Annotated in this window: 36 protein-coding genes; all 36 read left to right on the forward strand. The window is 40.1% G+C overall.

The window, feature by feature from the left end:
* Window positions 1–5: 5 nt before the first annotated feature.
* The 36 genes from rpoC (at window position 6) to rplQ (ending at window position 23,435) form a co-directional block, all read left to right on the forward strand.
* Complete coding sequence (gene rpoC, locus ABDZ84_RS03305; RefSeq protein WP_026680227.1) at window positions 6–3,614, forward strand: DNA-directed RNA polymerase subunit beta'; 3,609 nt, start codon at window positions 6–8, stop codon at window positions 3,612–3,614.
* A gap of 190 nt (window positions 3,615–3,804) precedes the next feature.
* The gene (locus ABDZ84_RS03310) at window positions 3,805–4,059 is read left to right on the forward strand and encodes a 50S ribosomal protein L7ae-like protein (RefSeq protein WP_026680228.1); all 255 of its coding nucleotides are present in this window, start codon (window positions 3,805–3,807) and stop codon (window positions 4,057–4,059) included.
* Window positions 4,060–4,188: 129 nt separating this feature from the next.
* Window positions 4,189–4,602 (forward strand): 30S ribosomal protein S12, encoded by a 414-nt coding sequence (gene rpsL, locus ABDZ84_RS03315; protein ID WP_026680229.1) that lies wholly within the window; start codon window positions 4,189–4,191, stop codon window positions 4,600–4,602.
* 44 nt (window positions 4,603–4,646) lie between these two features.
* Complete coding sequence (rpsG, locus tag ABDZ84_RS03320; protein WP_026680230.1) at window positions 4,647–5,117, forward strand: 30S ribosomal protein S7; 471 nt, start codon at window positions 4,647–4,649, stop codon at window positions 5,115–5,117.
* Window positions 5,118–5,153: 36 nt separating this feature from the next.
* A complete protein-coding gene (gene fusA / locus ABDZ84_RS03325; RefSeq protein WP_026680231.1) occupies window positions 5,154–7,232 on the forward strand; it encodes an elongation factor G in 2,079 nt (692 codons plus the stop codon).
* Between the two features lie 125 nt (window positions 7,233–7,357).
* Window positions 7,358–8,548: an elongation factor Tu gene (gene tuf / locus ABDZ84_RS03330; RefSeq protein WP_026680232.1), complete on the forward strand. Its 1,191-nt coding sequence runs from the start codon at window positions 7,358–7,360 to the stop codon at window positions 8,546–8,548.
* Window positions 8,549–8,953: 405 nt separating this feature from the next.
* Window positions 8,954–9,262, forward strand: a complete 309-nt coding sequence (gene rpsJ / locus ABDZ84_RS03335) for a 30S ribosomal protein S10 (protein ID WP_021292712.1) — start codon at window positions 8,954–8,956, stop codon at window positions 9,260–9,262.
* Window positions 9,263–9,290: 28 nt separating this feature from the next.
* Window positions 9,291–9,920 (forward strand): 50S ribosomal protein L3, encoded by a 630-nt coding sequence (gene rplC / locus ABDZ84_RS03340; RefSeq protein ID WP_026680233.1) that lies wholly within the window; start codon window positions 9,291–9,293, stop codon window positions 9,918–9,920.
* 26 nt (window positions 9,921–9,946) lie between these two features.
* On the forward strand, window positions 9,947–10,570 hold the full coding sequence (rplD, locus tag ABDZ84_RS03345) for a 50S ribosomal protein L4 (protein ID WP_026680234.1): 624 nt from the start codon (window positions 9,947–9,949) through the stop codon (window positions 10,568–10,570).
* Window positions 10,570–10,857, forward strand: a complete 288-nt coding sequence (gene rplW / locus ABDZ84_RS03350) for a 50S ribosomal protein L23 (RefSeq protein WP_026680235.1) — start codon at window positions 10,570–10,572, stop codon at window positions 10,855–10,857. Before rplD ends, rplW begins: the two co-directional genes overlap by 1 nt.
* A 31-nt stretch (window positions 10,858–10,888) precedes the next feature.
* Window positions 10,889–11,719 carry a 50S ribosomal protein L2 gene (rplB, locus tag ABDZ84_RS03355; protein ID WP_026680236.1) on the forward strand — a complete coding sequence of 277 codons (831 nt, stop codon included), beginning with the start codon at window positions 10,889–10,891 and terminating at the stop codon, window positions 11,717–11,719.
* 57 nt (window positions 11,720–11,776) lie between these two features.
* Entirely contained in the window at window positions 11,777–12,055 is a 279-nt protein-coding gene (gene rpsS, locus ABDZ84_RS03360) for a 30S ribosomal protein S19 (protein ID WP_026680237.1), read from the forward strand.
* An 18-nt stretch (window positions 12,056–12,073) separates the two neighbouring features.
* Window positions 12,074–12,415, forward strand: a complete 342-nt coding sequence (gene rplV / locus ABDZ84_RS03365) for a 50S ribosomal protein L22 (RefSeq protein ID WP_026680238.1) — start codon at window positions 12,074–12,076, stop codon at window positions 12,413–12,415.
* Window positions 12,416–12,418: 3 nt separating this feature from the next.
* Window positions 12,419–13,060 (forward strand): 30S ribosomal protein S3, encoded by a 642-nt coding sequence (gene rpsC / locus ABDZ84_RS03370; RefSeq protein ID WP_026680239.1) that lies wholly within the window; start codon window positions 12,419–12,421, stop codon window positions 13,058–13,060.
* Window positions 13,061–13,078: 18 nt separating this feature from the next.
* The gene (gene rplP / locus ABDZ84_RS03375) at window positions 13,079–13,513 is read left to right on the forward strand and encodes a 50S ribosomal protein L16 (protein ID WP_026680240.1); all 435 of its coding nucleotides are present in this window, start codon (window positions 13,079–13,081) and stop codon (window positions 13,511–13,513) included.
* Window positions 13,503–13,703, forward strand: coding sequence for a 50S ribosomal protein L29 (gene rpmC / locus ABDZ84_RS03380; protein ID WP_026680241.1), 201 nt, complete (start codon window positions 13,503–13,505; stop codon window positions 13,701–13,703). The genes rplP and rpmC overlap by 11 nt, the downstream gene beginning before the upstream one ends.
* A 27-nt stretch (window positions 13,704–13,730) precedes the next feature.
* Window positions 13,731–13,994: a 30S ribosomal protein S17 gene (rpsQ, locus tag ABDZ84_RS03385; RefSeq protein ID WP_026680242.1), complete on the forward strand. Its 264-nt coding sequence runs from the start codon at window positions 13,731–13,733 to the stop codon at window positions 13,992–13,994.
* A 41-nt stretch (window positions 13,995–14,035) separates the two neighbouring features.
* Window positions 14,036–14,404, forward strand: coding sequence for a 50S ribosomal protein L14 (gene rplN / locus ABDZ84_RS03390; protein ID WP_026680243.1), 369 nt, complete (start codon window positions 14,036–14,038; stop codon window positions 14,402–14,404).
* 35 nt (window positions 14,405–14,439) lie between these two features.
* Window positions 14,440–14,751, forward strand: coding sequence for a 50S ribosomal protein L24 (gene rplX, locus ABDZ84_RS03395; RefSeq protein WP_026680244.1), 312 nt, complete (start codon window positions 14,440–14,442; stop codon window positions 14,749–14,751).
* Between the two features lie 24 nt (window positions 14,752–14,775).
* Window positions 14,776–15,315, forward strand: a complete 540-nt coding sequence (gene rplE, locus ABDZ84_RS03400; protein ID WP_026680245.1) for a 50S ribosomal protein L5 — start codon at window positions 14,776–14,778, stop codon at window positions 15,313–15,315.
* A 30-nt stretch (window positions 15,316–15,345) separates the two neighbouring features.
* The gene (locus tag ABDZ84_RS03405) at window positions 15,346–15,531 is read left to right on the forward strand and encodes a type Z 30S ribosomal protein S14 (protein WP_019375521.1); all 186 of its coding nucleotides are present in this window, start codon (window positions 15,346–15,348) and stop codon (window positions 15,529–15,531) included.
* Between the two features lie 29 nt (window positions 15,532–15,560).
* Entirely contained in the window at window positions 15,561–15,959 is a 399-nt protein-coding gene (gene rpsH, locus ABDZ84_RS03410; RefSeq protein ID WP_026680246.1) for a 30S ribosomal protein S8, read from the forward strand.
* 31 nt (window positions 15,960–15,990) lie between these two features.
* On the forward strand, window positions 15,991–16,527 hold the full coding sequence (gene rplF, locus ABDZ84_RS03415) for a 50S ribosomal protein L6 (RefSeq protein ID WP_026680247.1): 537 nt from the start codon (window positions 15,991–15,993) through the stop codon (window positions 16,525–16,527).
* A gap of 32 nt (window positions 16,528–16,559) precedes the next feature.
* Window positions 16,560–16,922, forward strand: coding sequence for a 50S ribosomal protein L18 (gene rplR, locus ABDZ84_RS03420; RefSeq protein WP_026680248.1), 363 nt, complete (start codon window positions 16,560–16,562; stop codon window positions 16,920–16,922).
* Between the two features lie 20 nt (window positions 16,923–16,942).
* Window positions 16,943–17,446, forward strand: coding sequence for a 30S ribosomal protein S5 (gene rpsE / locus ABDZ84_RS03425; RefSeq protein ID WP_026680249.1), 504 nt, complete (start codon window positions 16,943–16,945; stop codon window positions 17,444–17,446).
* Window positions 17,447–17,459: 13 nt separating this feature from the next.
* Window positions 17,460–17,642 carry a 50S ribosomal protein L30 gene (rpmD, locus tag ABDZ84_RS03430; protein ID WP_026680250.1) on the forward strand — a complete coding sequence of 61 codons (183 nt, stop codon included), beginning with the start codon at window positions 17,460–17,462 and terminating at the stop codon, window positions 17,640–17,642.
* A gap of 32 nt (window positions 17,643–17,674) precedes the next feature.
* Entirely contained in the window at window positions 17,675–18,115 is a 441-nt protein-coding gene (gene rplO / locus ABDZ84_RS03435; protein WP_026680251.1) for a 50S ribosomal protein L15, read from the forward strand.
* A complete protein-coding gene (secY, locus tag ABDZ84_RS03440; protein ID WP_026680252.1) occupies window positions 18,115–19,410 on the forward strand; it encodes a preprotein translocase subunit SecY in 1,296 nt (431 codons plus the stop codon). The genes rplO and secY overlap by 1 nt, the downstream gene beginning before the upstream one ends.
* 33 nt (window positions 19,411–19,443) lie before the next feature.
* Entirely contained in the window at window positions 19,444–20,088 is a 645-nt protein-coding gene (locus ABDZ84_RS03445) for an adenylate kinase (protein WP_026680253.1), read from the forward strand.
* Between the two features lie 267 nt (window positions 20,089–20,355).
* Complete coding sequence (locus ABDZ84_RS03450) at window positions 20,356–20,691, forward strand: KOW domain-containing RNA-binding protein (protein ID WP_026680254.1); 336 nt, start codon at window positions 20,356–20,358, stop codon at window positions 20,689–20,691.
* Window positions 20,669–20,887, forward strand: a complete 219-nt coding sequence (gene infA, locus ABDZ84_RS03455) for a translation initiation factor IF-1 (protein WP_010095735.1) — start codon at window positions 20,669–20,671, stop codon at window positions 20,885–20,887. Before ABDZ84_RS03450 ends, infA begins: the two co-directional genes overlap by 23 nt.
* Before the next feature lie 29 nt (window positions 20,888–20,916).
* On the forward strand, window positions 20,917–21,030 hold the full coding sequence (gene rpmJ / locus ABDZ84_RS03460) for a 50S ribosomal protein L36 (protein ID WP_005999442.1): 114 nt from the start codon (window positions 20,917–20,919) through the stop codon (window positions 21,028–21,030).
* Window positions 21,031–21,053: 23 nt separating this feature from the next.
* Complete coding sequence (rpsM, locus tag ABDZ84_RS03465; RefSeq protein WP_026680255.1) at window positions 21,054–21,419, forward strand: 30S ribosomal protein S13; 366 nt, start codon at window positions 21,054–21,056, stop codon at window positions 21,417–21,419.
* A gap of 19 nt (window positions 21,420–21,438) precedes the next feature.
* Window positions 21,439–21,828 (forward strand): 30S ribosomal protein S11, encoded by a 390-nt coding sequence (gene rpsK, locus ABDZ84_RS03470; protein WP_026680256.1) that lies wholly within the window; start codon window positions 21,439–21,441, stop codon window positions 21,826–21,828.
* Between the two features lie 213 nt (window positions 21,829–22,041).
* Window positions 22,042–22,986: a DNA-directed RNA polymerase subunit alpha gene (locus tag ABDZ84_RS03475; protein WP_026680257.1), complete on the forward strand. Its 945-nt coding sequence runs from the start codon at window positions 22,042–22,044 to the stop codon at window positions 22,984–22,986.
* 95 nt (window positions 22,987–23,081) lie between these two features.
* On the forward strand, window positions 23,082–23,435 hold the full coding sequence (gene rplQ, locus ABDZ84_RS03480) for a 50S ribosomal protein L17 (RefSeq protein WP_026680258.1): 354 nt from the start codon (window positions 23,082–23,084) through the stop codon (window positions 23,433–23,435).
* Window positions 23,436–23,589: the final 154 nt, after the last annotated feature.

A 23,589-nucleotide genomic window follows, 5' to 3' on the forward strand; every position in this document is an offset into this window, starting at 1 on the left:
GCCCCTTGCTAGATGTAAATAATTTTGAGTATATGAAAATTGGTTTAGCTTCACCAGAAAAAATTCGTTCATGGTCATATGGTGAAGTGAAGAAGCCGGAAACGATTAATTACCGTACACTAAAGCCTGAAAAAGATGGATTGTTTTGTGAACGTATTTTCGGGCCACAAAAAGATTGGGAATGTCATTGCGGAAAGTATAAACGTGTTCGCTATAAGGGCGTAGTTTGTGACCGCTGTGGCGTAGAAGTTACAAAAGCTAAGGTTCGTCGTGAGCGCATGGGTCACATCGAACTCGCAGCACCTGTATCCCATATTTGGTATTTTAAAGGAATTCCAAGTAGAATGGGTCTTGTTTTAGATATGTCACCACGTGCGTTAGAAGAAGTTATTTACTTTGCTGCATATATTGTGACAGAAACAGGTAATACACCTTTAGAAAAGAAACAATTACTGTCTGAGAAAGAATACCGGGCTTATTACGATAAATACGGAAAGTCATTCAAAGCTCAGATGGGCGCCGAAGCAATCCGTAAATTATTGCAGGATATTGATTTAGAGAAAGAAGTAGATGCGTTAAAAGAAGAGCTTAAGACAGCACAGGGACAACGTAGAACTCGTGCTATTAAACGATTAGAGGTACTAGAGTCTTTCCGTCATTCTGGCAATGAAGCATCTTGGATGATTTTAGATGTTTTACCAGTCATTCCACCGGAAATTCGCCCGATGGTTCAGTTAGATGGTGGACGTTTTGCGACATCAGATTTAAACGATCTTTATCGACGCGTTATTAATCGAAACAATCGTCTTAAACGCTTGCTGGATCTTGGCGCTCCAAGTATCATTGTGCAAAATGAAAAGCGCATGTTGCAGGAAGCAGTTGATGCATTGATCGATAATGGTCGACGCGGTCGTCCTGTTACAGGACCAGGTAACAGACCACTAAAATCTCTTTCTCATATGTTGAAAGGGAAGCAAGGTCGTTTCCGTCAAAATCTATTAGGAAAACGTGTGGACTATTCCGGACGTTCTGTAATCGTTGTTGGACCACATTTGAAAATGTATCAATGTGGACTTCCGAAAGAAATGGCATTGGAATTGTTCAAGCCATTTATTATGAAAGAGCTTGTAGCAAAAGGAATTGCGCATAATATTAAATCTGCAAAACGCAAAATTGAGCGTGTACACCCTGAAGTTTGGGATGTCTTAGAAGAAGTAATCAAGGAACACCCTGTACTTCTAAACCGTGCACCTACGCTCCACAGATTAGGTATTCAAGCATTTGAACCAACACTGGTTGAAGGTCGTGCGATCCGATTACATCCATTAGTATGTACAGCTTATAACGCCGACTTTGATGGGGACCAAATGGCTGTTCACGTACCATTATCTGCTGAAGCGCAAGCAGAGGCTCGTATTTTGATGCTTGCAGCGCAAAATATTTTAAACCCTAAAGATGGAAAACCGGTAGTTACACCATCACAAGATATGGTATTAGGAAACTATTATCTTACGCTGGAACGTGAAAATGCAGTCGGAGAAGGTACGATATTTAATGATCTGAATGAAGCTTTATTATCTTACCAAAACGGGTATGTACATTTGCATACAAGAGTTGCGGTACACGCATCCAATTTAAATAACGTAACATTCTCTGAAGAACAGAAGTCACAGTTATTAATTACAACCGTTGGTAAATTAATCTTTAATGAAATTTTACCTGATTCGTTCCCGTATATTAATGAACCTACAAAGGTGAATCTAGAGGATCGCACCCCAGAAATGTACTTTGTAGAACGTGGAACTAATGTAAAGGAAGTAATTCAATCTCGAGATATCATTAAGCCATTTAAGAAAGGCTTCCTTGGCGATATTATCGCAGAAGTCTTTAAACGGTTTAAGATTAGTGAAACTTCAAAGATGTTAGATCGAATGAAGGATCTTGGTTTTAGTTATTCAACGAAAGCTGGTATGACAGTTGGTATTTCAGATATTGTTGTACTTCCAGAAAAAGAGGAAATCTTAGATGAGGCACAGAAAAAAGTTGATAATGTCTTGAAACAATTCCGCAGAGGTCTTATTACGGAAGATGAAAGATATGATCGCGTCATTGCCGTTTGGTCACAAGCAAAAGACACCATTCAGGATAAGCTGATGCACTCACTAAGTAACAGAAACCCTATCTTTATGATGAGTGATTCTGGTGCAAGGGGTAATGCTTCTAACTTTACGCAGCTGGCGGGTATGCGTGGACTAATGGCCAACCCAGCTGGTAAGATTATTGAATTACCGATCAAGTCAAGCTTCCGTGAAGGCTTAACCGTTCTAGAATACTTTATTTCTACACACGGTGCACGTAAAGGTCTAGCGGATACAGCGCTGAAAACAGCTGACTCTGGTTACCTAACTCGTCGTCTTGTGGATGTGGCGCAGGATGTTATTGTACGTGAGGCAGACTGTGGTACAGATCGCGGCTTAAAAGTAGCTGCTTTAACAGATGGAACCGAAATGATCGAGCCATTAATTGATCGATTAATCGGACGTACAGCTTTCTATTCAGTAAAACATCCTGAAACCAACGAAGTAATTGTTGAAGCTGATCATTTAATTTCAGAGGATCAAGCAAAACAAATAACGGAAGCTGGAATCGAAGAAGTAACGATTCGCAGTGCGTTTACATGTAACACGAAACATGGTGTCTGTCAAAAATGTTATGGACGTAACCTAGCAACAGGTGCCGATGTAGAAGTCGGAGAAGCTGTTGGAATTATTGCTGCCCAGTCTATTGGTGAGCCAGGAACCCAGTTAACGATGCGTACATTCCATACGGGTGGGGTTGCCGGAGACGATATTACACAAGGTTTACCACGTATTCAAGAATTATTTGAAGCGCGTAATCCGAAAGGGCAAGCGGTCATCAGTGAGATATTCGGAACCGTTCTAGAAGTTAAAGAAGTGAAAGATAAGCAAGAGATCGTTATTCAAGGTGATGTAGAACAACGTTCCTACGCTGTTCCTTATAATGCTCGAATGAAGGTAACGGTTGGGGACGAAATTGCCGCTGGTCAAGAGCTTACAGAGGGTTCTATTGATCCGAAAGATTTATTGCGCATTCGAGGAGTGGAAGGCGTACAAGATTACTTGCTACGTGAAGTTCAACGAGTATACCGAATGCAAGGGGTAGAAATCGGTGACAAGCACGTGGAAGTTATGGTACGTCAAATGCTTCGCAAAATCCGAGTGGTGGATTCCGGAGACACCGATGTGTTACCAGGTTCTTTATTAGAAATCCATCAGTTCAGAGACGCCAACCATACAGTGCTTAAAGAGGGCTACCAGCCAGCTATTGGTAAACCTGTATTACTTGGTATTACAAAAGCCTCTCTTGAAACAGATTCGTTCTTATCTGCAGCATCTTTCCAAGAAACCACTAGGGTACTTACAGATGCAGCAATCAAAGGTAAGCGTGATGAGTTATTGGGTCTGAAAGAGAATGTCATTATCGGTAAGCTTGTTCCTGCTGGTACAGGAATGCAACGCTACCGAAGAGTAAAGCCTGGCTTAGATGAGCCAATTGAAGTGGAAGAAGTAGAAGAAACAGAAACTGTACAATAAATAAACAGGCTTTCACATTTTAACTGAACTGTTGTTTTGATGTGAAAGCCAAGCTTATACAGTATTCAATAGGACAAGTGATCTTAAATCGGAAGTGCAAAAATATCTATTTGATATTGACATTAAAAAATGTGAGTGATAGAATATTCAAGGTGCTTCCGATTATACTTGTTACTTTGGAGGATATGAAATGTCTTATGAAAAAGTAATGCAAGTTCAATCACGAATAATTATCGGAACAAAGCAGACACTTAAAGCCATGAAAAATGGTGAAATAAGTGAAGTGTTTATTGCTGATGATGCTGATCAACATATGACACAAAAAGTCGTAAGTTTGGCTAAGGAGCTTGGCATCCCTTGTCAGTATGTAGATTCCAAGAAAAAACTTGGGGTTGCATGTGGCATAGAGGTAGGTGCATCAACCGCAGCAGTAAAGCATGAATAGTTTTAGCGAATCTTTCGTTGAAGCTTTGTTTTTTGCCAAAAGATGAACCACCTGGATGTGTGGGATTACAAACCCCGCGCAAAACATTAGCTAAACAGATGATATAGATTATGAAGGGAGGAAAATACAATGCCTACTATTAACCAGCTTGTACGCAAAGGACGCGTAAGCAAACCAAAGAAGTCTGACTCTCCAGCACTTAACAAAGGGTACAATAGTTTTAAGAAGAAACTAACGGACCAAAACTCACCACAAAAACGTGGGGTATGTACTCGTGTTGGTACACTAACACCTAAGAAGCCGAACTCAGCACTTCGTAAATATGCTCGTGTACGTCTATCTAACAATATGGAAGTAACTGCATATATCCCTGGAATTGGTCACAACCTTCAGGAGCACAGTGTTGTACTTCTACGTGGAGGTCGTGTTAAAGACTTACCTGGTGTTCGCTATCACATTGTTCGTGGTGCGCTAGACACTGCGGGTGTTGAAGGACGTCAACAAGGTCGTTCTAAATACGGTACCAAAAAACCGAAGCAATAAGTAACTGATTAACTCATTCAAATAGAAGAAAGGAGGAAGGACATATGCCACGTAAAGGACCAGTACCTAAACGCGATGTCTTGCCAGATCCACTTTATAAATCCAAACTAGTGACTCGTTTAATCAACCAGATCATGATTGACGGAAAAAGAGGTAAAGCGCAAAAAATTCTTTACAATGCATTTGAATTAGTTTCTGAAAGAAGCGGACAAAATGCAATGGAAGTTTTTGAACAGGCAATGAAGAATGTAATGCCGGTGCTAGAAGTACGTGCTCGTCGTGTTGGTGGTTCAAACTACCAAGTACCGATGGAAGTACGCCCAGAACGTCGTCAAGCATTAGGACTTCGTTATATTGTAAACTACTCTCGTCTACGCGGAGAGAAAACAATGGAAGAACGACTAGCAAATGAAATCTTAGATGCTTCTAATAATACAGGTGCTTCCGTTAAAAAACGCGAAGAAATGCACAAAATGGCAGAAGCGAACAAAGCATTCGCTCACTATCGCTGGTAAGATAAAACAAACCCAAGCTAGGAAGGAGAAGAATACATGGCTAGAGAGTTCTCCTTGGAAAAGACGCGTAATATTGGTATTATGGCACACATTGATGCAGGTAAGACCACTACTACTGAGCGTATTCTTTTCTATACAGGACGTATTCATAAAATTGGTGAAACACACGAAGGTGCTTCGCAAATGGACTGGATGGAGCAGGAGCAAGAGCGTGGAATTACAATTACTTCCGCTGCAACAACTGCTGCATGGAAAGAACATCGTATCAATATTATTGATACACCGGGTCACGTAGACTTCACTGTAGAGGTTGAACGTTCCCTACGCGTGCTTGACGGAGCAGTAACAGTACTTGATGCTCAATCTGGTGTTGAGCCACAAACTGAAACAGTATGGCGTCAAGCAACAACCTATGGTGTACCAAGAATCGTATTCATTAATAAAATGGATAAAATTGGTGCAGATTTCCTTTACTCAACAGGTACGCTAAAAGAGCGTTTAGGTGCAAATGCACATCCTGTTCAGTTACCAATCGGTGCTGAAGATAACTTTGAAGGAATCATTGACCTAATCACGATGGAAGCATTCTTTTATGAGGATGATTTGGGAACTCGTGCTGAGGCTCGTGACATTCCTGATGAGTATAAAGAAAAAGCAGAAGAGCTACGCGGCAGCTTGATCGAAGCTGTATCTGAGCTTGATGAAGAATTGATGATGAAGTATCTAGAAGGAGAAGAAATCTCTAACGATGAACTGAAAGCAGCAATTCGTCAAGCTACATTGAATGTAGAATTTTACCCAGTATATGCTGGTTCAGCTTTCAAAAACAAAGGTGTTCAGTTAATGCTTGATGGTGTACTTGATTATCTACCTGCTCCAACAGACGTTGCTGCAATTGAGGGTATCGTTCCTCGAACAGAAGAGAAGGTAACTCGTCCTTCTGATGATAATGCACCGTTCTCTGCTTTAGCATTTAAAGTAATGACAGACCCTTATGTTGGTAAGCTTACTTTCTTCCGCGTATATTCTGGAACATTAGATTCAGGTTCCTATGTGAAAAACTCTGTAAAGGATAAGCGTGAACGTGTAGGACGTATCCTGCAAATGCACGCAAATTCCCGTGAAGAGATTTCTCGCGTATACTCTGGTGAGATCGCAGCAGCTGTTGGTTTGAAAGACACAACTACTGGTGACACTCTATGTGATGAAAAGGATTTAGTTATTCTTGAGTCAATGGACTTCCCAACACCAGTAATTGGCGTAGCTATTGAACCGAAGACAAAAGCAGACCAAGATAAAATGGGTATTGCTTTAGCTAAGCTTGCTGAAGAGGATCCAACGTTTAAAACGGAAACAAACGAAGAAACCGGCCAAACAATTATTTCAGGTATGGGTGAGCTTCACCTAGATATCATTGTTGACCGATTAAAGCGTGAGTTTAAAGTAGAAGCAAATGTTGGTGCCCCTCAGGTTGCTTACCGTGAAACGTTCCGTGCATCTGCTGAAGTCGAAGGTAAATTCGTACGTCAGTCTGGTGGACGCGGTCAATATGGTCACGTATGGGTTAAATTCGAACCAAACGAAGAAGGCGCTGGATTCGAATTTGAAAACAAAATTGTTGGTGGTGTTGTACCACGTGAATACATCCCTTCTGTTGAAGCTGGAATTGAAGAATCAATGGAAAATGGTGTATTAGCCGGTTACCCACTAATTGATATAAAAGCTACATTATATGATGGAAGCTACCATGACGTTGACTCTAACGAAATGGCATTTAAGATTGCGGCATCCATGGCTTTGAAAGCAGCTAAGAACAAATGTAACCCTGTTTTACTAGAGCCAATTGCTAAGGTTGAAATTGTTATCCCAGAAGAATACATGGGAGATATTATGGGAGATGTTACCTCTCGTCGTGGTCGTGTGGAAGGAATGGAAGCACGTGGACCTCTTCAAGTTGTGAGAGGATTTGTGCCTCTATCTGAAATGTTCGGTTACGCAACTGCGTTACGTTCGAACACACAAGGACGCGGAACATTCACTATGCATTTTGACCATTATGAAGAAGTACCGAAGAGTATTTCTGAAGAAATTATTAAGAAAAATGCTGGTGAATAATTGATTTTTTGATAAATCTAAAGTATAACTTGTATTGAAGGCAAAGAAATGATGTCTATCATTGTTTCTTTGCACATCATAAAATTACAAAAAACACTTTTACTTATTTAAAGGAGGAACTATAAATGGCTAAAGAAAAGTTCGATCGCTCTAAAAGTCACGTAAACGTTGGTACAATTGGACACGTTGACCATGGTAAAACTACATTAACTGCTGCAATTACAATTGTAATGCATAAAAAATCTGGTAAAGGTACGGAAATGGCTTATGACCAAATCGATAACGCACCAGAAGAAAAAGAACGTGGAATCACAATTGCAACTTCCCACGTAGAATATGAAACAGATACTCGTCACTACGCACACGTTGACTGCCCAGGTCACGCTGACTATGTTAAAAACATGATCACTGGTGCTGCTCAAATGGACGGAGCTATCCTAGTAGTATCTGCTGCAGATGGTCCAATGCCACAAACTCGTGAGCATATCTTACTTTCTAAAAACGTTGGAGTACCTTCAATCGTTGTATTCCTTAACAAAACAGATATGGTAGACGATGAAGAATTACTAGAACTTGTAGAAATGGAAGTTCGTGATCTATTAACAGAATACGATTTCCCTGGTGATGATGTACCAGTAATCAAAGGTTCTGCTCTTAAAGCAATTGAAGGAGATGCAGAATACGAAGAAAAAATCGTTGAACTAATGAATGCTGTTGACGAGTATATCCCAACTCCAGATCGTGACAAAGACAAACCATTCATGATGCCTGTTGAGGACGTATTCTCTATCACTGGACGCGGTACAGTTGCCACTGGTCGTGTTGAACGTGGTGAAGTACGTGTTGGTGATGAGGTTGAAATCATCGGTCTAAACGAAAAAGCTGAAAAAACTACTGTAACTGGTGTGGAAATGTTCCGTAAGCTTCTTGACTATGCTGAAGCTGGAGACAACATTGGTGCACTTCTACGTGGTGTTGCTCGTGAAGAAATCAATCGTGGACAGGTGCTTGCTAAACCAGGCTCTATTACTCCACACACTAAATTTAAATCAGAAGTTTATGTTCTATCTAAAGAAGAAGGTGGACGTCATACGCCATTCTTCGCAAACTATCGTCCACAATTCTATTTCCGTACTACTGACGTAACAGGTGTTATTACACTTCCAGAGGGTACTGAAATGGTTATGCCTGGAGATAACATCGAAATGAGTGTTGAGCTTATTTCACCAATCGCTATTGAAGATGGTACTCGCTTCTCTATCCGTGAAGGCGGACGTACTGTTGGATCTGGTGTTGTAACTTCAATTGAAAAATAATTAATGCTATAATATAAAGCACAGCTGGCGTGACGACGCTATCTGTGCTTTGTTTTTTTATATGATGAACCGTTAAATAGTAAATCTAATAATAATGAAATAGATGAATCTTATAATATTTTAAACTGTAATAGCTAGAATTTCTACGATTTTCCAGTTTTATTTTAGTATAATCCCTTGAAATCACTAGCTAGAACACGTATAATACATAGATGTGCAATTCCCTAGAATTTATGTATAAAGGGTTGCATTGACCAGTTTTTTTCTATATAATAAGAATGTTGGTCATCAGAGGCGATGAAACGGAAGGTTGTTGGCACACCCGGCCCCTTTGCCATGGCTGGTTGTTAAGAAATTTCCGTGGAGTATGTCTATACAAATATGGGCGAAAAAGGAGGGAAAATAATGGCAAAAGAAAAAATCAGAATCCGTTTAAAAGCTTATGATCACCGTATTCTAGATCAATCAGCTGAGAAAATTGTAGATACTGCGAAGCGTTCAGGTGCAAATGTGTCTGGTCCAATTCCGCTACCTACAGAAAAATCAGTTTACACTGTACTACGTGCGGTTCATAAATATAAGGATTCACGTGAACAATTCGAAATGCGTACACATAAGCGTCTAATCGACATTGTTAATCCTACACCACAAACAGTTGATTCACTAATGCGTCTTGACTTACCATCTGGTGTAGATATCGAAATCAAACTATAATTTTTGTTTTAAATAGGAGGTGTAACGGATGACGAAAGGAATCTTAGGTCGTAAAATCGGCATGACTCAGCTATTTTCTGAAACTGGAGAGTTAATCCCTGTTACAGTTATTCAAGCTGAGCCAAATGTGGTATTGCAAAAAAGAACGTTAGAGAATGATGGTTACGAAGCGCTACAACTCGGTTTTGCTGATGCGAAGGAATCACGTACTAACAAAGCGGAAAAAGGTCATGCTGAAAAAGCAAACACAACCCCTAAGCGCTACGTTCGTGAAATCCGTAACGCAAATCTTGATGAATATGAAGTAGGTCAAGAAATCAGCGTTAATGTTTTTGAAGCTGGAGATAAAATCGATGTAACTGGTACAACAAAAGGGAAAGGATTCCAAGGTTCCATTAAGCGTCACAACCAACAACGTGGCCCAATGTCCCATGGATCTCATTACCACAGAAGCCCGGGTTCTCTTGGTGCTGTTGACCCAATGCGTGTATTTAAAGGAAGACCACTTCCAGGGCGTATGGGTGGCGATCAAGTAACGATTCAAAACCTAGAAATTGTCAATGTAGATGAAGAACGCAATCTACTTTTAGTCAAAGGTAATGTTCCAGGTGCAAAAAAATCATTCGTAAAAATCACGAGTGCAATTAAGGCTAACTAATCATACACACGAAGGGAGGATATGTCATGCCTAAAGTAGCACTATTAAAACAAGACGGTACAAAAGCTGGTGATATGGAATTAAATGATTCTGTATTCGGCATTGAACCAAACACACATGTTTTACATGAAGCAGTAGTAATGCAACGTGCGTCTTTACGTCAAGGTACGCATGCGGTAAAAAACCGTTCTGAAGTACGTGGTGGTGGTCGTAAACCATGGCGTCAAAAAGGAACTGGTCGTGCACGTCAAGGTTCTATTCGTTCTCCACAATGGGTTGGCGGTGGAACTGTATTCGGACCAACACCGCGCAGTTACAGCTACAAATTACCAAAGAAAGTCCGTCGTCTAGCGCTAAAATCTGCACTATCTTCAAAGGTAAACGAAGATAACCTTGTAGTTTTGGAAAGTATCGTAATGGATACTCCAAAAACGAAAGAAATAGTTAAGATGCTAGATGCATTGAATGTTGATACAAAAGCATTGATTGTAGTTTCTGAAAAAGATGAGTCAGTTATCCGCTCAGCAAACAACTTGCAATCTGTTAATGTTCTAACTGTAGAAGAGCTAAATATTCTAGACTTGCTTGGACATGACAAGCTGATCCTAACGAAGGATGCAGCTGAAAAAGCAGGGGAGGTGCTTGCATAATGAAAGATCCACGTGATATTATTAAGCGCCCTGTCATCACTGAGAACTCAGCTGATTTAATGGCAGAAAAGAAATACACGTTTGAAGTAAGCCCTAAAGCTAACAAAACAGAAATTAAAAACGCTGTTGAACTAGTTTTTGGAGTGAAAGTAGAAAAAGTAAACACAATGAACTTAAAAGGTAAATTCAAGCGAATGGGACGTTACGGTGGGTATCGTTCAGACCGCAAAAAAGCTATCGTACAGCTTTCAGAAGATAGTAAAGAACTAGACTTCTTTGAAGCATAACAAAAGAATTTTGTGAAGGAGGGAAAACAAGATGGCGATTAAAAAGTTCAAACCGACGTCAAATGGTAGACGTAATATGTCCGTATCTGATTTTGCAGAAATCACCACAGATACGCCAGAAAAATCCCTTTTAAGCCCGCTTTACAAACGTGGTGGTCGTAATAATCAAGGGAAATTAACTGTTCGTCATCAAGGTGGCGGCCATAAGCGTCAATACCGTATCATCGATTTCAAACGTGATAAAGATGGTATACCAGGACGCGTTGCTACTGTTGAATATGATCCGAACCGTTCAGCTAATATTGCATTAATTCATTATGCTGATGGTGAAAAACGTTATATTCTAGCACCAAAAGGAATCAAAGTAGGTCAGGAAATTGAATCTGGCGAAGGTGCTGATATTAAATTAGGAAATGCTCTACCACTAGCAAATATTCCAGTTGGTACGATCATTCACAATGTTGAATTAAAGCCAGGACGCGGCGGACAGCTTGCTCGTTCAGCTGGTGCTGAAGCTCAAATCCTTGGACGTGAAGAGAAGTACACATTGGTTCGTTTAGCATCAGGGGAAGTTCGTTTAGTATTATCTACTTGTCGTGCTACTGTAGGTCAAGTTGGTAACATCGAACATGAGCTTGTTCGTGTTGGTAAAGCAGGACGTTCTCGTTGGTTAGGCAAGCGCCCAACTGTACGTGGATCTGTTATGAACCCGAATGATCACCCACACGGTGGTGGTGAAGGACGTGCGCCAATCGGACGTAAATCACCAATGTCACCTTGGGGTAAACCAACCCTTGGATATAAAACACGTAAACGCAACAAGCCGTCTGATAAATATATCGTTCGTAAGCGTAAAAAATAAACGAAAACTGTGGCGGGAAAAATTACCCGTCTCTCAAGTGCGAAAGGAGGTTTATCCATGGGTCGCAGTTTGAAAAAAGGACCTTTTGCAGATGACCATCTGATGAAAAAGATTGAAGTTTTAAATGAAGGCGATAAAAAACAAGTAGTAAAGACTTGGTCTCGTCGCTCTACTATATTCCCTACTTTTGTCGGACATACGATTGCTGTTTATGACGGACGTAAACATGTTCCAGTATATATTACAGAAGACATGGTCGGACACAAATTAGGAGAATTCGCGCCAACACGCACTTACAAAGGGCATGCCGGCGATGATAAGAAAACAAAACGCTAATGAGAGGAGGCACACAACATGCAAGCTAAAGCCGTTGCGAAATCGGTTCGTATTGCTCCTCGTAAAGTACGTTTAGTCGTTGATCTTATTCGAGGAAAAAATGTTGGTGAAGCAATTGCGATTTTACGCCATACACAGCGCGGTGCTTCTCCAGTCGTAGAAAAAGTTTTAAACTCTGCGATCGCTAATGCAGAGCATAACTACGAAATGGATACAGACAATCTAGTAGTTTCGGAAGCATTCGTAAACGAAGGTGCTACGTTGAAACGTTTCCGTCCACGTGCACAAGGACGTGCAAGCAGAATTAACAAGCGCACAAGCCACATCACAGTTGTGGTAACAGAAAAGAAGGAGGGATAGTCAGTGGGTCAAAAAGTAAATCCAACAGGTCTTCGCGTCGGTATTATTAAAGACTGGGAGTCTAAATGGTACGCAGGCAAGGACTATGCAGACTTACTACACGAAGATATTAAAATTAGAGAATATCTTGAAAACCGCTTAAAAATTGCTGCTGTTTCTTCGATCGAAATAGAACGTGCAGCAAACCGCGTGAACATTACGATTCATACTGGTAAACCAGGTATGGTAATTGGTAAAGGCGGGTCAGAAGTAGAAGCACTACGTAAATCATTGAACAGCCTTACAGGCAAACGAGTTCATATCAATATCGTAGAAATCAAAAAAGTCGATATCGATGCAACATTAGTTGCTGAAAATATTGCTCGTCAATTAGAAAACCGTATTTCATTCCGTCGTGCTCAAAAACAAACCATTCAACGTGCAATGCGCGCTGGAGCAAAAGGGATTAAAACACAAGTATCTGGACGTCTTGGCGGAGCAGATATCGCTCGTGCGGAACATTATAGTGAAGGAACAGTACCACTACACACTTTACGTGCTGATATAGACTATGGTACAGCAGAAGCTGATACAACCTATGGTAAATTAGGTGTAAAAGTGTGGATTTACCGTGGAGAAGTCCTTCCAACTAAATCAGAAAAATAAGGAAGGGGGCAATGCATTATGTTAATGCCTAAACGTGTGAAATATCGTAGACAACATCGTGGTAAAATGAGAGGCCAAGCTAAAGGCGGCACAACAGTAGCTTTCGGTGAATTTGGTCTGCAAGCAACAGAAGCTTCATGGATTACTAGCCGTCAAATCGAGGCTGCTCGTATTGCAATGACTCGTTACATGAAACGTGGCGGTAAGGTTTGGATTAAAATCTTCCCAGACAAACCATACACTGCAAAACCCCTAGAGGTTCGAATGGGTTCCGGTAAAGGTGCTCCTGAAGGATGGGTAGCAGTAGTTAAGCCAGGGAAAATTATGTTTGAAATCGCAGGTGTATCAGAAGAGGTTGCTCGCGAAGCGTTGCGTCTTGCTTCTCATAAACTTCCGATCAAAACTAAGTTTGTAAAACGTGAAGAAATTGGTGGTGAAAGCAATGAAGGCTAATGAAATTAGAGAACTAACCACTGCCGAAATTGAACAAAAAGTTAAATCGTTAAAAGAAGAACTATTTAATTTACGCTTCCAACTTGCAACAGGCCAATTGGAAAACACTGCACGCATTCGTGAAGTTAGAAAGTCAATTGCACGTATGAAAACTGTAGTACGTCAACGTGAATTAAGCGTAAATAACTAGAAAATTGAAGAGGAGGTTAGCCTCGATATGACTGAACGTAATAATCGTAAAGTATACACAGGCCGTGTTGTTTCCGATAAAATGGATAAAACAATTACTGTTTTAGTTGAAACGTATAAGTTCCACAAGCTATACGGCAAACGTGTAAAATACTCTAAAAAGTTCAAAGCACATGATGAAAATAACCAGGCTAAAACTGGTGACATTGTAAGTATCATGGAAACTCGTCCGCTATCAGCTACTAAGCGTTTTCGTCTAGTTGAAGTTGTTGAAGAAGCGGTAATTATATAATATAGTTCGCTAAGGAAGATCCGAAGGGAGGTCACAGCGATATGATTCAACAAGAAACTCGTTTGAAAGTCGCAGATAACTCTGGTGCTCGTGAATTGCTAACCATTAAAGTATTGGGTGGATCAGGACGTAAAACAGCTAATATCGGTGATGTTATTGTATGTACTGTAAAAGAAGCAACACCAGGAGGCGTTGTCAAAAAAGGTGACGTTGTTAAAGCTGTTATTGTTCGTTCGAAGTCTGGTGCACGCCGTAAAGATGGGTCATATATTCGTTTTGATGAAAATGCAGCGGTAATCATCCGTGATGATAAAAGTCCAAGAGGAACTCGTATCTTCGGACCAGTCGCACGTGAATTACGTGATGCAAAATTCATGAAAATCGTATCTCTTGCTCCAGAAGTATTATAAGCTAAAAATTAGCCTTGTTAGGAGGTGCGTTAAGCATGCATGTAAAAAAAGGTGATAAAGTTAAAGTAATTTCCGGCAAAGACCGTGGAAAAGAAGGTACTATCTTAGAAGCATACCCGAAAAAGGATCGTGTGCTAGTTGAAGGAATTAATATGATTAAAAAACATGCCAAACCTTCTCAAGAAAACCCGCAGGGCGGTATTCTTAATCAAGAAGCACCAATCCATGTTTCTAACGTAATGCCGATAGATCCTAAATCCGGTGAACCAACTCGTGTTGGGCATGAAGTACGTGATGGAAAGAAAGTCCGCATCGCTAAAAAATCCGGTGAAGCATTAGATAAATAGGTTCAGCGAAAGGAGGGCGACATGATGAATCAACTTAAAAATAAATACCAAGATGAAATAGTACCATCTTTGATGAATAAATTTAACTATGAATCTGTGATGCAAGTACCAGCAATCGAGAAGATTGTCATCAACATGGGTGTTGGTGATGCAGTACAGAACTCAAAAGCTTTGGATAACGCTGTCGAAGAGCTTTCATTAATTTCTGGTCAAAAGCCAATGATAACTCGTGCAAAGAAATCTATCGCTGGTTTCCGTCTCCGTGAAGGAATGCCAATCGGTGCTAAAGTAACCCTTCGCGGTGAGCGTATGTACGAATTTCTTCAAAAGCTAATTGCAGTATCACTTCCACGTGTACGTGACTTCCGTGGTATTTCTAAAAAAGCTTTTGATGGTCGTGGAAACTACACATTAGGTGTTAAAGAACAACTAATTTTCCCAGAAATTAACTATGATAAAGTTAACAAAGTACGTGGTATGGATATTGTTATCGTAACAAGCTCCAATACTGACGAAGAAGCTCGTGAACTTCTGGCTCAGCTAGGCATGCCTTTCCAAAAGTAAACGAAAGAGCTAATACAAGGAGGGAAAATAGTGGCTAAAAAATCAATGATTGCAAAACAAAAACGTCCACAAAAGTACCAAGTACGTGAATATACACGTTGTGAACGTTGTGGCCGTCCACATTCTGTAATCCGTAAATTTAAACTTTGCCGTATTTGTTTCCGTGAACTTGCCTATAAAGGTCAAATTCCTGGTGTCAAAAAAGCAAGCTGGTAAACCCCGATTCGGGAAGGAGGTAATGATTAATGGTTATGACAGATCCAATCGCAGATATGCTAACTCGTATTCGTAATGCTAACATGGTAAAACATGAAAAGTTAGAGCTTCCGGCTTCTACAATCAAAAAAGAGATCGCTGATATCTTGAAACGTGAAGGTTTTGTTTCTGACTATGAGCTTGTTGAAGATAACAAGCAAGGCGTTCTGCGTATTTTCCTTAAATACGGTACAAACGAAGAGCGAGTTATTACAGGTATAAAACGAATTAGTAAACCAGGTTTACGTGTTTACGCAAAAGCTAATGAGGTACCACGTGTACTTAACGGATTAGGTATTGCTATCGTTTCAACTTCTAAAGGAGTGCTTTCAGACAAAGAAGCGCGTTCTCAAGCAGTTGGTGGCGAAGTACTTGCATATGTCTGGTAATTGATTATTTAATGATGAGGAGGTGCATGGAATGTCTCGTATAGGACTTAAACCGATTGAAATTCCCCAAGGTGTAGAAGTTAAACTGGAAGGTAATGTTGTTTCAGTTAAAGGACCTAAAGGTGAGTTAACACGAAATCTACATCCAGATATTAAAGTTAATATGGAGGATAATGTGATTACGCTAGAGCGTCCAAGTGATCACAAAGACCACCGCGCATTACACGGTACTACTCGAAGCCTTATCAACAACATGGTTGAAGGAGTAAGTAAAGGATTTGAGAAGTCTCTTGAAATTATCGGGGTTGGTTACCGTGCGCAAAAACAAGGTAACAAAGTAGTGATTAACGCTGGTTACTCACATCCTGTTGAATTAGACCCTGTTGACGGTATCGAAATTGATGTACCAAAAAACACACAAGTTATTGTTAAAGGTATTGATAAAGAGTTGGTTGGAGCGGTTGCTTCTAATATTAGAGCAATTCGTCCGCCAGAACCGTATAAAGGTAAAGGTATTCGTTACGAAGGTGAATACGTACGTCGTAAAGAAGGTAAAACTGCTAAGTAAGAATAGTTAGGGAGCAGAAAGGAGTGACCTAAATGATTACAAAACCTGACAAAAATGTTATACGTAAAAGAAGACATGCACGTGTACGTAAGAGTCTTTTTGGTACACAGGAGCGTCCTCGTTTAAACGTATATCGTTCAAATAAACACATCTATGTACAATTAATTGATGATCTCAATGGATCTACTGTTGCAAGTGCTTCAACGAAAGACAACGAAATTAATGTTGAATCTACAAGTAATGTAGAAGCAGCAAAGCAGGTCGGAGAAATGATCGCTAAACGTGCTCAGGATAAAGGTTACAAATCGGTTGTATTTGATCGCGGAGGCTACCTTTATCATGGTCGTGTGAAGGCTTTAGCAGACGCTGCAAGAGAAGCAGGTCTTGAATTTTAATCGATAAAGGAGGGACATACATGAGTAAAAACATTGATCCGAACAAATTAGATCTAGAAGAACGCGTTGTTACGGTCAACCGTGTTGCAAAAGTTGTAAAGGGTGGACGTCGTTTCCGTTTCGCAGCTCTAGTTGTAGTCGGAGATAAGAATGGTCATGTAGGTTTTGGTACAGGAAAAGCGCAAGAGGTACCAGAAGCAATTAAAAAAGCAGTTGACGATGCTAAGAAAAATTTAATTACAGTACCGATCGTTGGAACCACAATTCCGCATGAAATTCATGGTCAATTTGGTTCTGGTAATGTATTATTAAAACCAGCTGCAGAAGGTACAGGAGTTATCTCTGGTGGCCCAGTTCGTGCCATCTTGGAACTTGCTGGTGTAGGTGATATACTAACTAAATCACTAGGTTCAAATACACCAATTAATATGATTCGTGCAACATTGAATGGACTAACAAACTTGAAGCGTGCAGAAGACGTAGCAAAACTACGCGGGAAGTCTGTAGAAGAACTGTTAGGATAAGGAGGGAACTGTTATGTCTAAAAAACTAGAAATCACCCTCACGCGCAGTGTTATTGGTGGAACAGAAGGTCAAAAGAAAACTGTTCAAGCACTAGGACTTAAAAAAATTCGTCAATCTGTTGTTCATGAAGATACGCCAGCTCTTCGTGGTATGGTTAATAAAGTATCTCATTTAATAGCGGTTAAAGAAGTTTAAATACGAAATTAGCGTAAAGAGGAGGTGCTCGCATGAAACTTCATGAATTGAAGGCTGCAGAAGGTACACGTAAAAATCGTAATCGTGTAGGTCGTGGTATGTCATCAGGTAACGGTAAAACATCCGGTCGTGGACATAAAGGTCAAAAAGCACGTTCTGGCGGTGGAACTCGTCCGGGCTTTGAAGGTGGTCAAATGCCACTATTTCAACGTCTGCCAAAACGAGGATTTACAAACATTCACCGTAAAGAATTTGCAATTGTAAACCTGGATACTTTAAATCGTTTTGAAGACGGCACAGAAATTACACCTGAGCTATTACTGGAAGAAGGTGTCGTAAGCAAACTTAAAGCCGGTATTAAAGTACTTGGCAATGGTGCTATCGAAAAGAAACTAACAGTAAAAGCTCACAAGTTCTCTGCTTCAGCGAAAGAAGCAATAGAGGCAGCGGGCGGTAAAACAGAGGTGATTTAATGTTCCGTACAATCTCCAATTTTATGCGCGTAGGTGACATTAGGCGGAAAATAATTTTCACATTATTGATGTTGGTTGTCTTCCGTCTAGGCACATTTATTCCTGTGCCATTTACAGATAAGCTAGCAATCGATCAATTGATGAACCAGCAAAACGTATTTGGATTTCTGAATACATTTGGTGGGGGAGCCTTACAAAACTTCTCCATTTTTGCCATGGGAATTATGCCTTATATTACGGCATCAATTATTATGCAATTATTGCAGATGGATGTTGTACCCAAATTTGCTGAATGGAAAAAGCAAGGGGATGCAGGCCGAAAGAAATTAGCGCAGGTTACGCGTTACGGTACGATTGTCCTTGCGTTTATCCAAGCAATTGCAATGTCTATTGGCTTTAATGCGATGGCAGGTGGTTTGCTAATTGCTGACCCTGGAATAATGAAGTTTCTTGTTATTGCTATTGTGTTAACAAGTGGAACTGCATTCCTGATGTGGTTAGGTGAACAAATCACTGCGAATGGAGTAGGTAACGGAATTTCCATCATTATTTTTGCAGGTATCGTAGCAGCAGTACCGAATGGAATTAAACAATTATACAGCCAGTATTTTATAAATCCTGGTGATGATTTGTTTATTAACATTGTTATTGTTGCCTTAATTGCTTTGGTAGTTGTAGCAGTGACAGTTGGAGTAATTTTCATTCAACAGGCATTGCGAAAAATACCTATACAATATGCCAAAAAACTTGTAAATCGCTCTCCAGTTGGCGGGCACTCTACACATTTACCGTTAAAAGTAAATGCTGCTGGGGTAATTCCAGTCATTTTCGCGATTGCATTTATCATGGCACCTAGTACGGTTGCCAGTTTCTTTGAAGGTAATCAGATTGCAGCAACAATTCAACGTATATTCGATTATACGCAGCCAACAGGTATGGTTATTTATGTAGCATTAATTATTGCTTTCACTTATTTCTATACATTTGTTCAAGTGAATCCTGAACAAATGGCTGAGAATTTACAAAAACAAGGTGGCTACATTCCGGGCATTCGTCCTGGTAAGAATACGGAAACGTATTTGACAAGAGTCTTATATCGTTTAACATTCGTAGGCGCGCTGTTTTTAGCAGCTGTATCTGTACTACCAATCGCCCTAGGTGGAATAGCCGATCTACCTGCGTCTATACAAATTGGCGGCACAAGCTTACTTATCGTTGTAGGTGTTGCCCTGCAAACGATGAAACAATTGGAAAGTCAGTTGGTAAAGCGTCACTACAAAGGGTTTATAAAGTAATTTTTGCTGACAATGAGAGCGAGGGGAAAATTGTTGAACTTGATTTTAATGGGTCTGCCAGGTGCTGGTAAAGGTACGCAGGCTGAGAAAATAAATGAAAAATATAACATCCCTCATATTTCAACAGGAGATATGTTCCGTTTAGCTATTAAAGAGGGAACAGACCTAGGAAAGAAAGCAAAAGAATATATGGATCAAGGCGAACTTGTTCCAGATGAAGTTACGATTGGGATTGTCAGAGAACGCTTGGGTAAGGATGATTGTAAGAATGGCTTTCTATTAGATGGTTTTCCAAGGACAATCGCTCAAGCAGAAGCCTTACAGGACTTATTGCAAGATATGGATCAATCCATTGATTACGTACTTCATGTAGATGTACCGGAAGAAAAATTAGTGGAGCGTCTAACTGGTCGTAGAATTTGTCCGACATGCGGAGCAACTTATCATGTAGTTTATAACCCGCCTAAGGAAGATGGGGTCTGTGATAAGGATGGTTCACAATTAATCCAACGTGATGATGATAAAGCCGATACGGTGAAAACTCGTTTATCTGTAAATATGGAGCAAACCAAACCGTTATTGGATTTTTACGAGGATAGAGGATATCTTGTAACTGTCAATGGAGATAAGGATATTGATGAAGTATTTCAAGATATTCAGTCAAAAATTGAAAAATAAGCATCTTAACTGTATTTAAGCGCACGAGGGATGCAATTCTAATTGTTAAAAGTTATAATTAGTCGAGAGTAACATACGCATAAACGTGTATTACTTCATAATAAAGTGACACAGGATGAAAAGTGAGTAAACCTTTTTCCTATTTTTAGTTGTTCTAAGGGTGGATAAAGAGTACGAAGAAGTTCGATAATACGTCTTTACCGGACCTTTGGGACATCATCTAAAAGGTAGCCATATAAACTATAGCCTAAGTGAAGGTGATCGTTGTTGAACGAAGATGATTCGATTCCGCTAATAGGTCAAGTTGTTCGTATTATGCAAGGACGTGAAGCGGGTCAATACGCATTAGTAATTAAAATTATCGATGAAAAGTATGTCTTGCTTGCAGATGGGGAAAAACGTAAATATGATCGACCAAAGAAAAAGAATCTGCATCATATTGAAAGAATGGATTATATTTCTCCAGAAGTCCAAAACAGCCTTCTAGAAACTGGTCGTGTCACAAATGGTAAATTACGATTTGCCATAGCTAAATTTGTCAATGAAGTTGTGACTGATTTGAAGAAGGGAGATCAACACGATGGCGAAAGACGATGTAATTGAAGTGGAAGGAACCGTAACAGAAACGTTGCCAAATGCGATGTTTAATGTAGAATTGGAAAATGGTCATACAGTATTAGCCCATGTTTCTGGTAAAATTCGTATGCATTTTATTCGCATTCTTCCTGGCGATAAAGTAACGGTTGAACTTTCTCCGTATGATTTAACTAGAGGACGAATTACGTACCGTTATAAATAAGCTCTGCTCCATTAAAGGAGGTAAAGATGATGAAAGTAAGAGCATCAGTAAAACCCATTTGTGAAAAATGTAAAGTTATTAAACGAAATGGTAAAGTAATGGTAATTTGTGAAAATCCGAAGCATAAGCAAAAACAAGGTTAAGAAATTGGAGGTGTTTGAAAGCTATGGCACGTATTGCAGGTATTGATATTCCACGTGATAAACGTGTAGTTATTTCACTAACCTATATTTATGGTATTGGAAAAAACACTGCACAAAATATCCTTAAAGAAGCAGGCGTTTCCGAAGACACACGCGTACGCGACCTTACAGAGGATGAATTAGGAAGAATCCGTAAAGCAACGGACGAATATACAATTGAAGGTGACCTTCGTCGTGAAGTATCCCTTAATATTAAACGCCTAATCGAAATCGGCTCTTATCGCGGTATCCGTCATCGTCGTGGGCTTCCTGTTCGTGGACAGAAAACAAAAAATAATTCACGTACACGTAAAGGACCACGTCGTACGATCGCTAATAAGAAGAAATAACGAAAAGGAGGTATAATCTATGGCACGTAAAACTAATACACGTAAACGTCGTGTGAAAAAGAATATTGAGTCAGGTATTGCACATATCCGTTCAACGTTCAACAACACAATTGTAACGATTACGGACACACAAGGTAACTCTCTTGGATGGAGTTCAGCTGGTGCACTTGGCTTTAAAGGCTCACGTAAATCTACACCTTTTGCTGCACAAATGGCAGCTGAAACTGCTGCTAAGTCTGCAATTGACAATGGCATGAAAACACTTGAAGTAACGGTTAAAGGACCTGGAGCTGGCCGTGAAGCAGCTATCCGTTCACTTCAAGCAGCAGGATTGGAAGTTACTGCAATTAAGGACGTAACTCCAGTTCCTCACAACGGTTGTCGCCCACCAAAACGTCGTCGTGTATAATTATACCGTATATAATTTGTCACCCTGTCTATAATGGGTTATGATAGCTAAAAGTGTAAAGGAGTATATCTCCTTTAGCGAACAGCATCCGAGAGACAAGAACATACGAAAGAACTACAGGTAGTGCAGAAACGCCAACTGCCTATTTGAGGAATTTCGGTTAGACAGCTGGTCTAACCGGGGTTTCGACGTTTTAAAGGAGGGTTTTATTGAATGATCGAAATTGAAAAACCAAAAATTGAAACGGTAGAAATCAGCGATGATGCTACATTTGGAAAATTCGTAGTCGAACCGCTCGAACGTGGATATGGTACCACTCTAGGAAACTCCTTGCGTCGTATCCTACTATCCTCACTTCCAGGTGCTGCTGTTACATCAGTTCAAATTGATGGAGCGCTACATGAATTTTCAACAATCGAAGGTGTTGTTGAAGATGTGACAACGATTATTTTGAATCTGAAGAAACTAGCTCTAAAGATTTACTCTGATGAAGAGAAAACATTAGAGATTGATGTGCAGGGAGAAGGAAAAGTTACGGCTGCAGACCTAACATTCGATAGTGATGTAGAAGTATTAAATCCGGATTTGCCAATTGCAACGTTAAATAGCAAAGGCAGCTTGCATATGAAGATTACAGCAGAACGTGGACGTGGCTATCGTCCCGCTGATGCTAACAAAAGAGATGACCAACCAATTGGTATCATACCAATTGATTCAATTTTTACTCCAGTGTCACGTGTTACGTATCAAGTAGAGAATACACGTGTAGGGCAAGTAGCTAATTTTGATAAATTAACAATGGATGTATGGACTGACGGAAGTATTCGACCTGAAGAAGCTGTTTCTTTAGGCGCGAAAGTCTTTACGGAGCATCTAAACATTTTTGTAGGCTTAACAGATGAAGCGCAGAACGCAGAGATTATGGTCGAAAAAGAAGAAGATCAAAAAGAAAAAGTGATGGAAATGACCATCGAAGAACTTGATCTATCTGTTCGATCTTATAACTGCTTAAAACGTGCTGGTATCAATACAGTTCAAGAGCTTTCAAATAAATCTGAAGAAGATATGATGAAAGTACGTAATCTTGGTCGCAAGTCATTAGAAGAGGTAAAAGTAAAACTTAATGACCTTGGCCTAGGCTTACGAGATGATGACTGATAAAATCAAAAGTGCAGTATGATCTGGACGTAGCTTTTTTCAGTTGATCGTATTTTAAATAAGTCATTAGTCATCATGAAAGGGAGGGATAGTCCATGGCTAGAAAATTAGGTCGTACAACCGATCATCGTATGGCGTTGCTTCGTAACCTTGCTTCTGACTTAATTATTCATGAACGGATTGAAACAACAGAAGCAAAAGCGAAGGAGCTAAGATCCATCGTAGAAAAAATGATTACTTTAGGTAAGCGTGGGGATCTTCATGCTCGCCGGCAAGCAGCATCATTTCTATATAACAAGGAAGCTAACGAAAACGAAAATGTGATTCAAAAACTTTTCGATGATGTGGCTCCACGTTACGAAGACCGTCAAGGTGGATACACTCGTGTTCTTAAATTGGGTGCTCGTCAAGGTGACGGAGCAGAAATGGCAATTATTGAACTAGTTTAATGTAACCACATCCGACAAGGGCAGGACTGAATCTCTTCTACGAGGTGCATCCAAGCCCTTTTTTTGTAGAAGGAAAAAGGAAAGGAAAGATCATTCGTCTAACATACGAATTGCATCGTAAAGCCTTAATCAATCAGCTAAAGAACGAAGCTGA

Source organism: Virgibacillus salarius, from assembly GCF_039521925.1.
GTDB classification, from domain to species: Bacteria; Bacillota; Bacilli; order Bacillales; family Amphibacillaceae; genus Virgibacillus; species Virgibacillus salarius.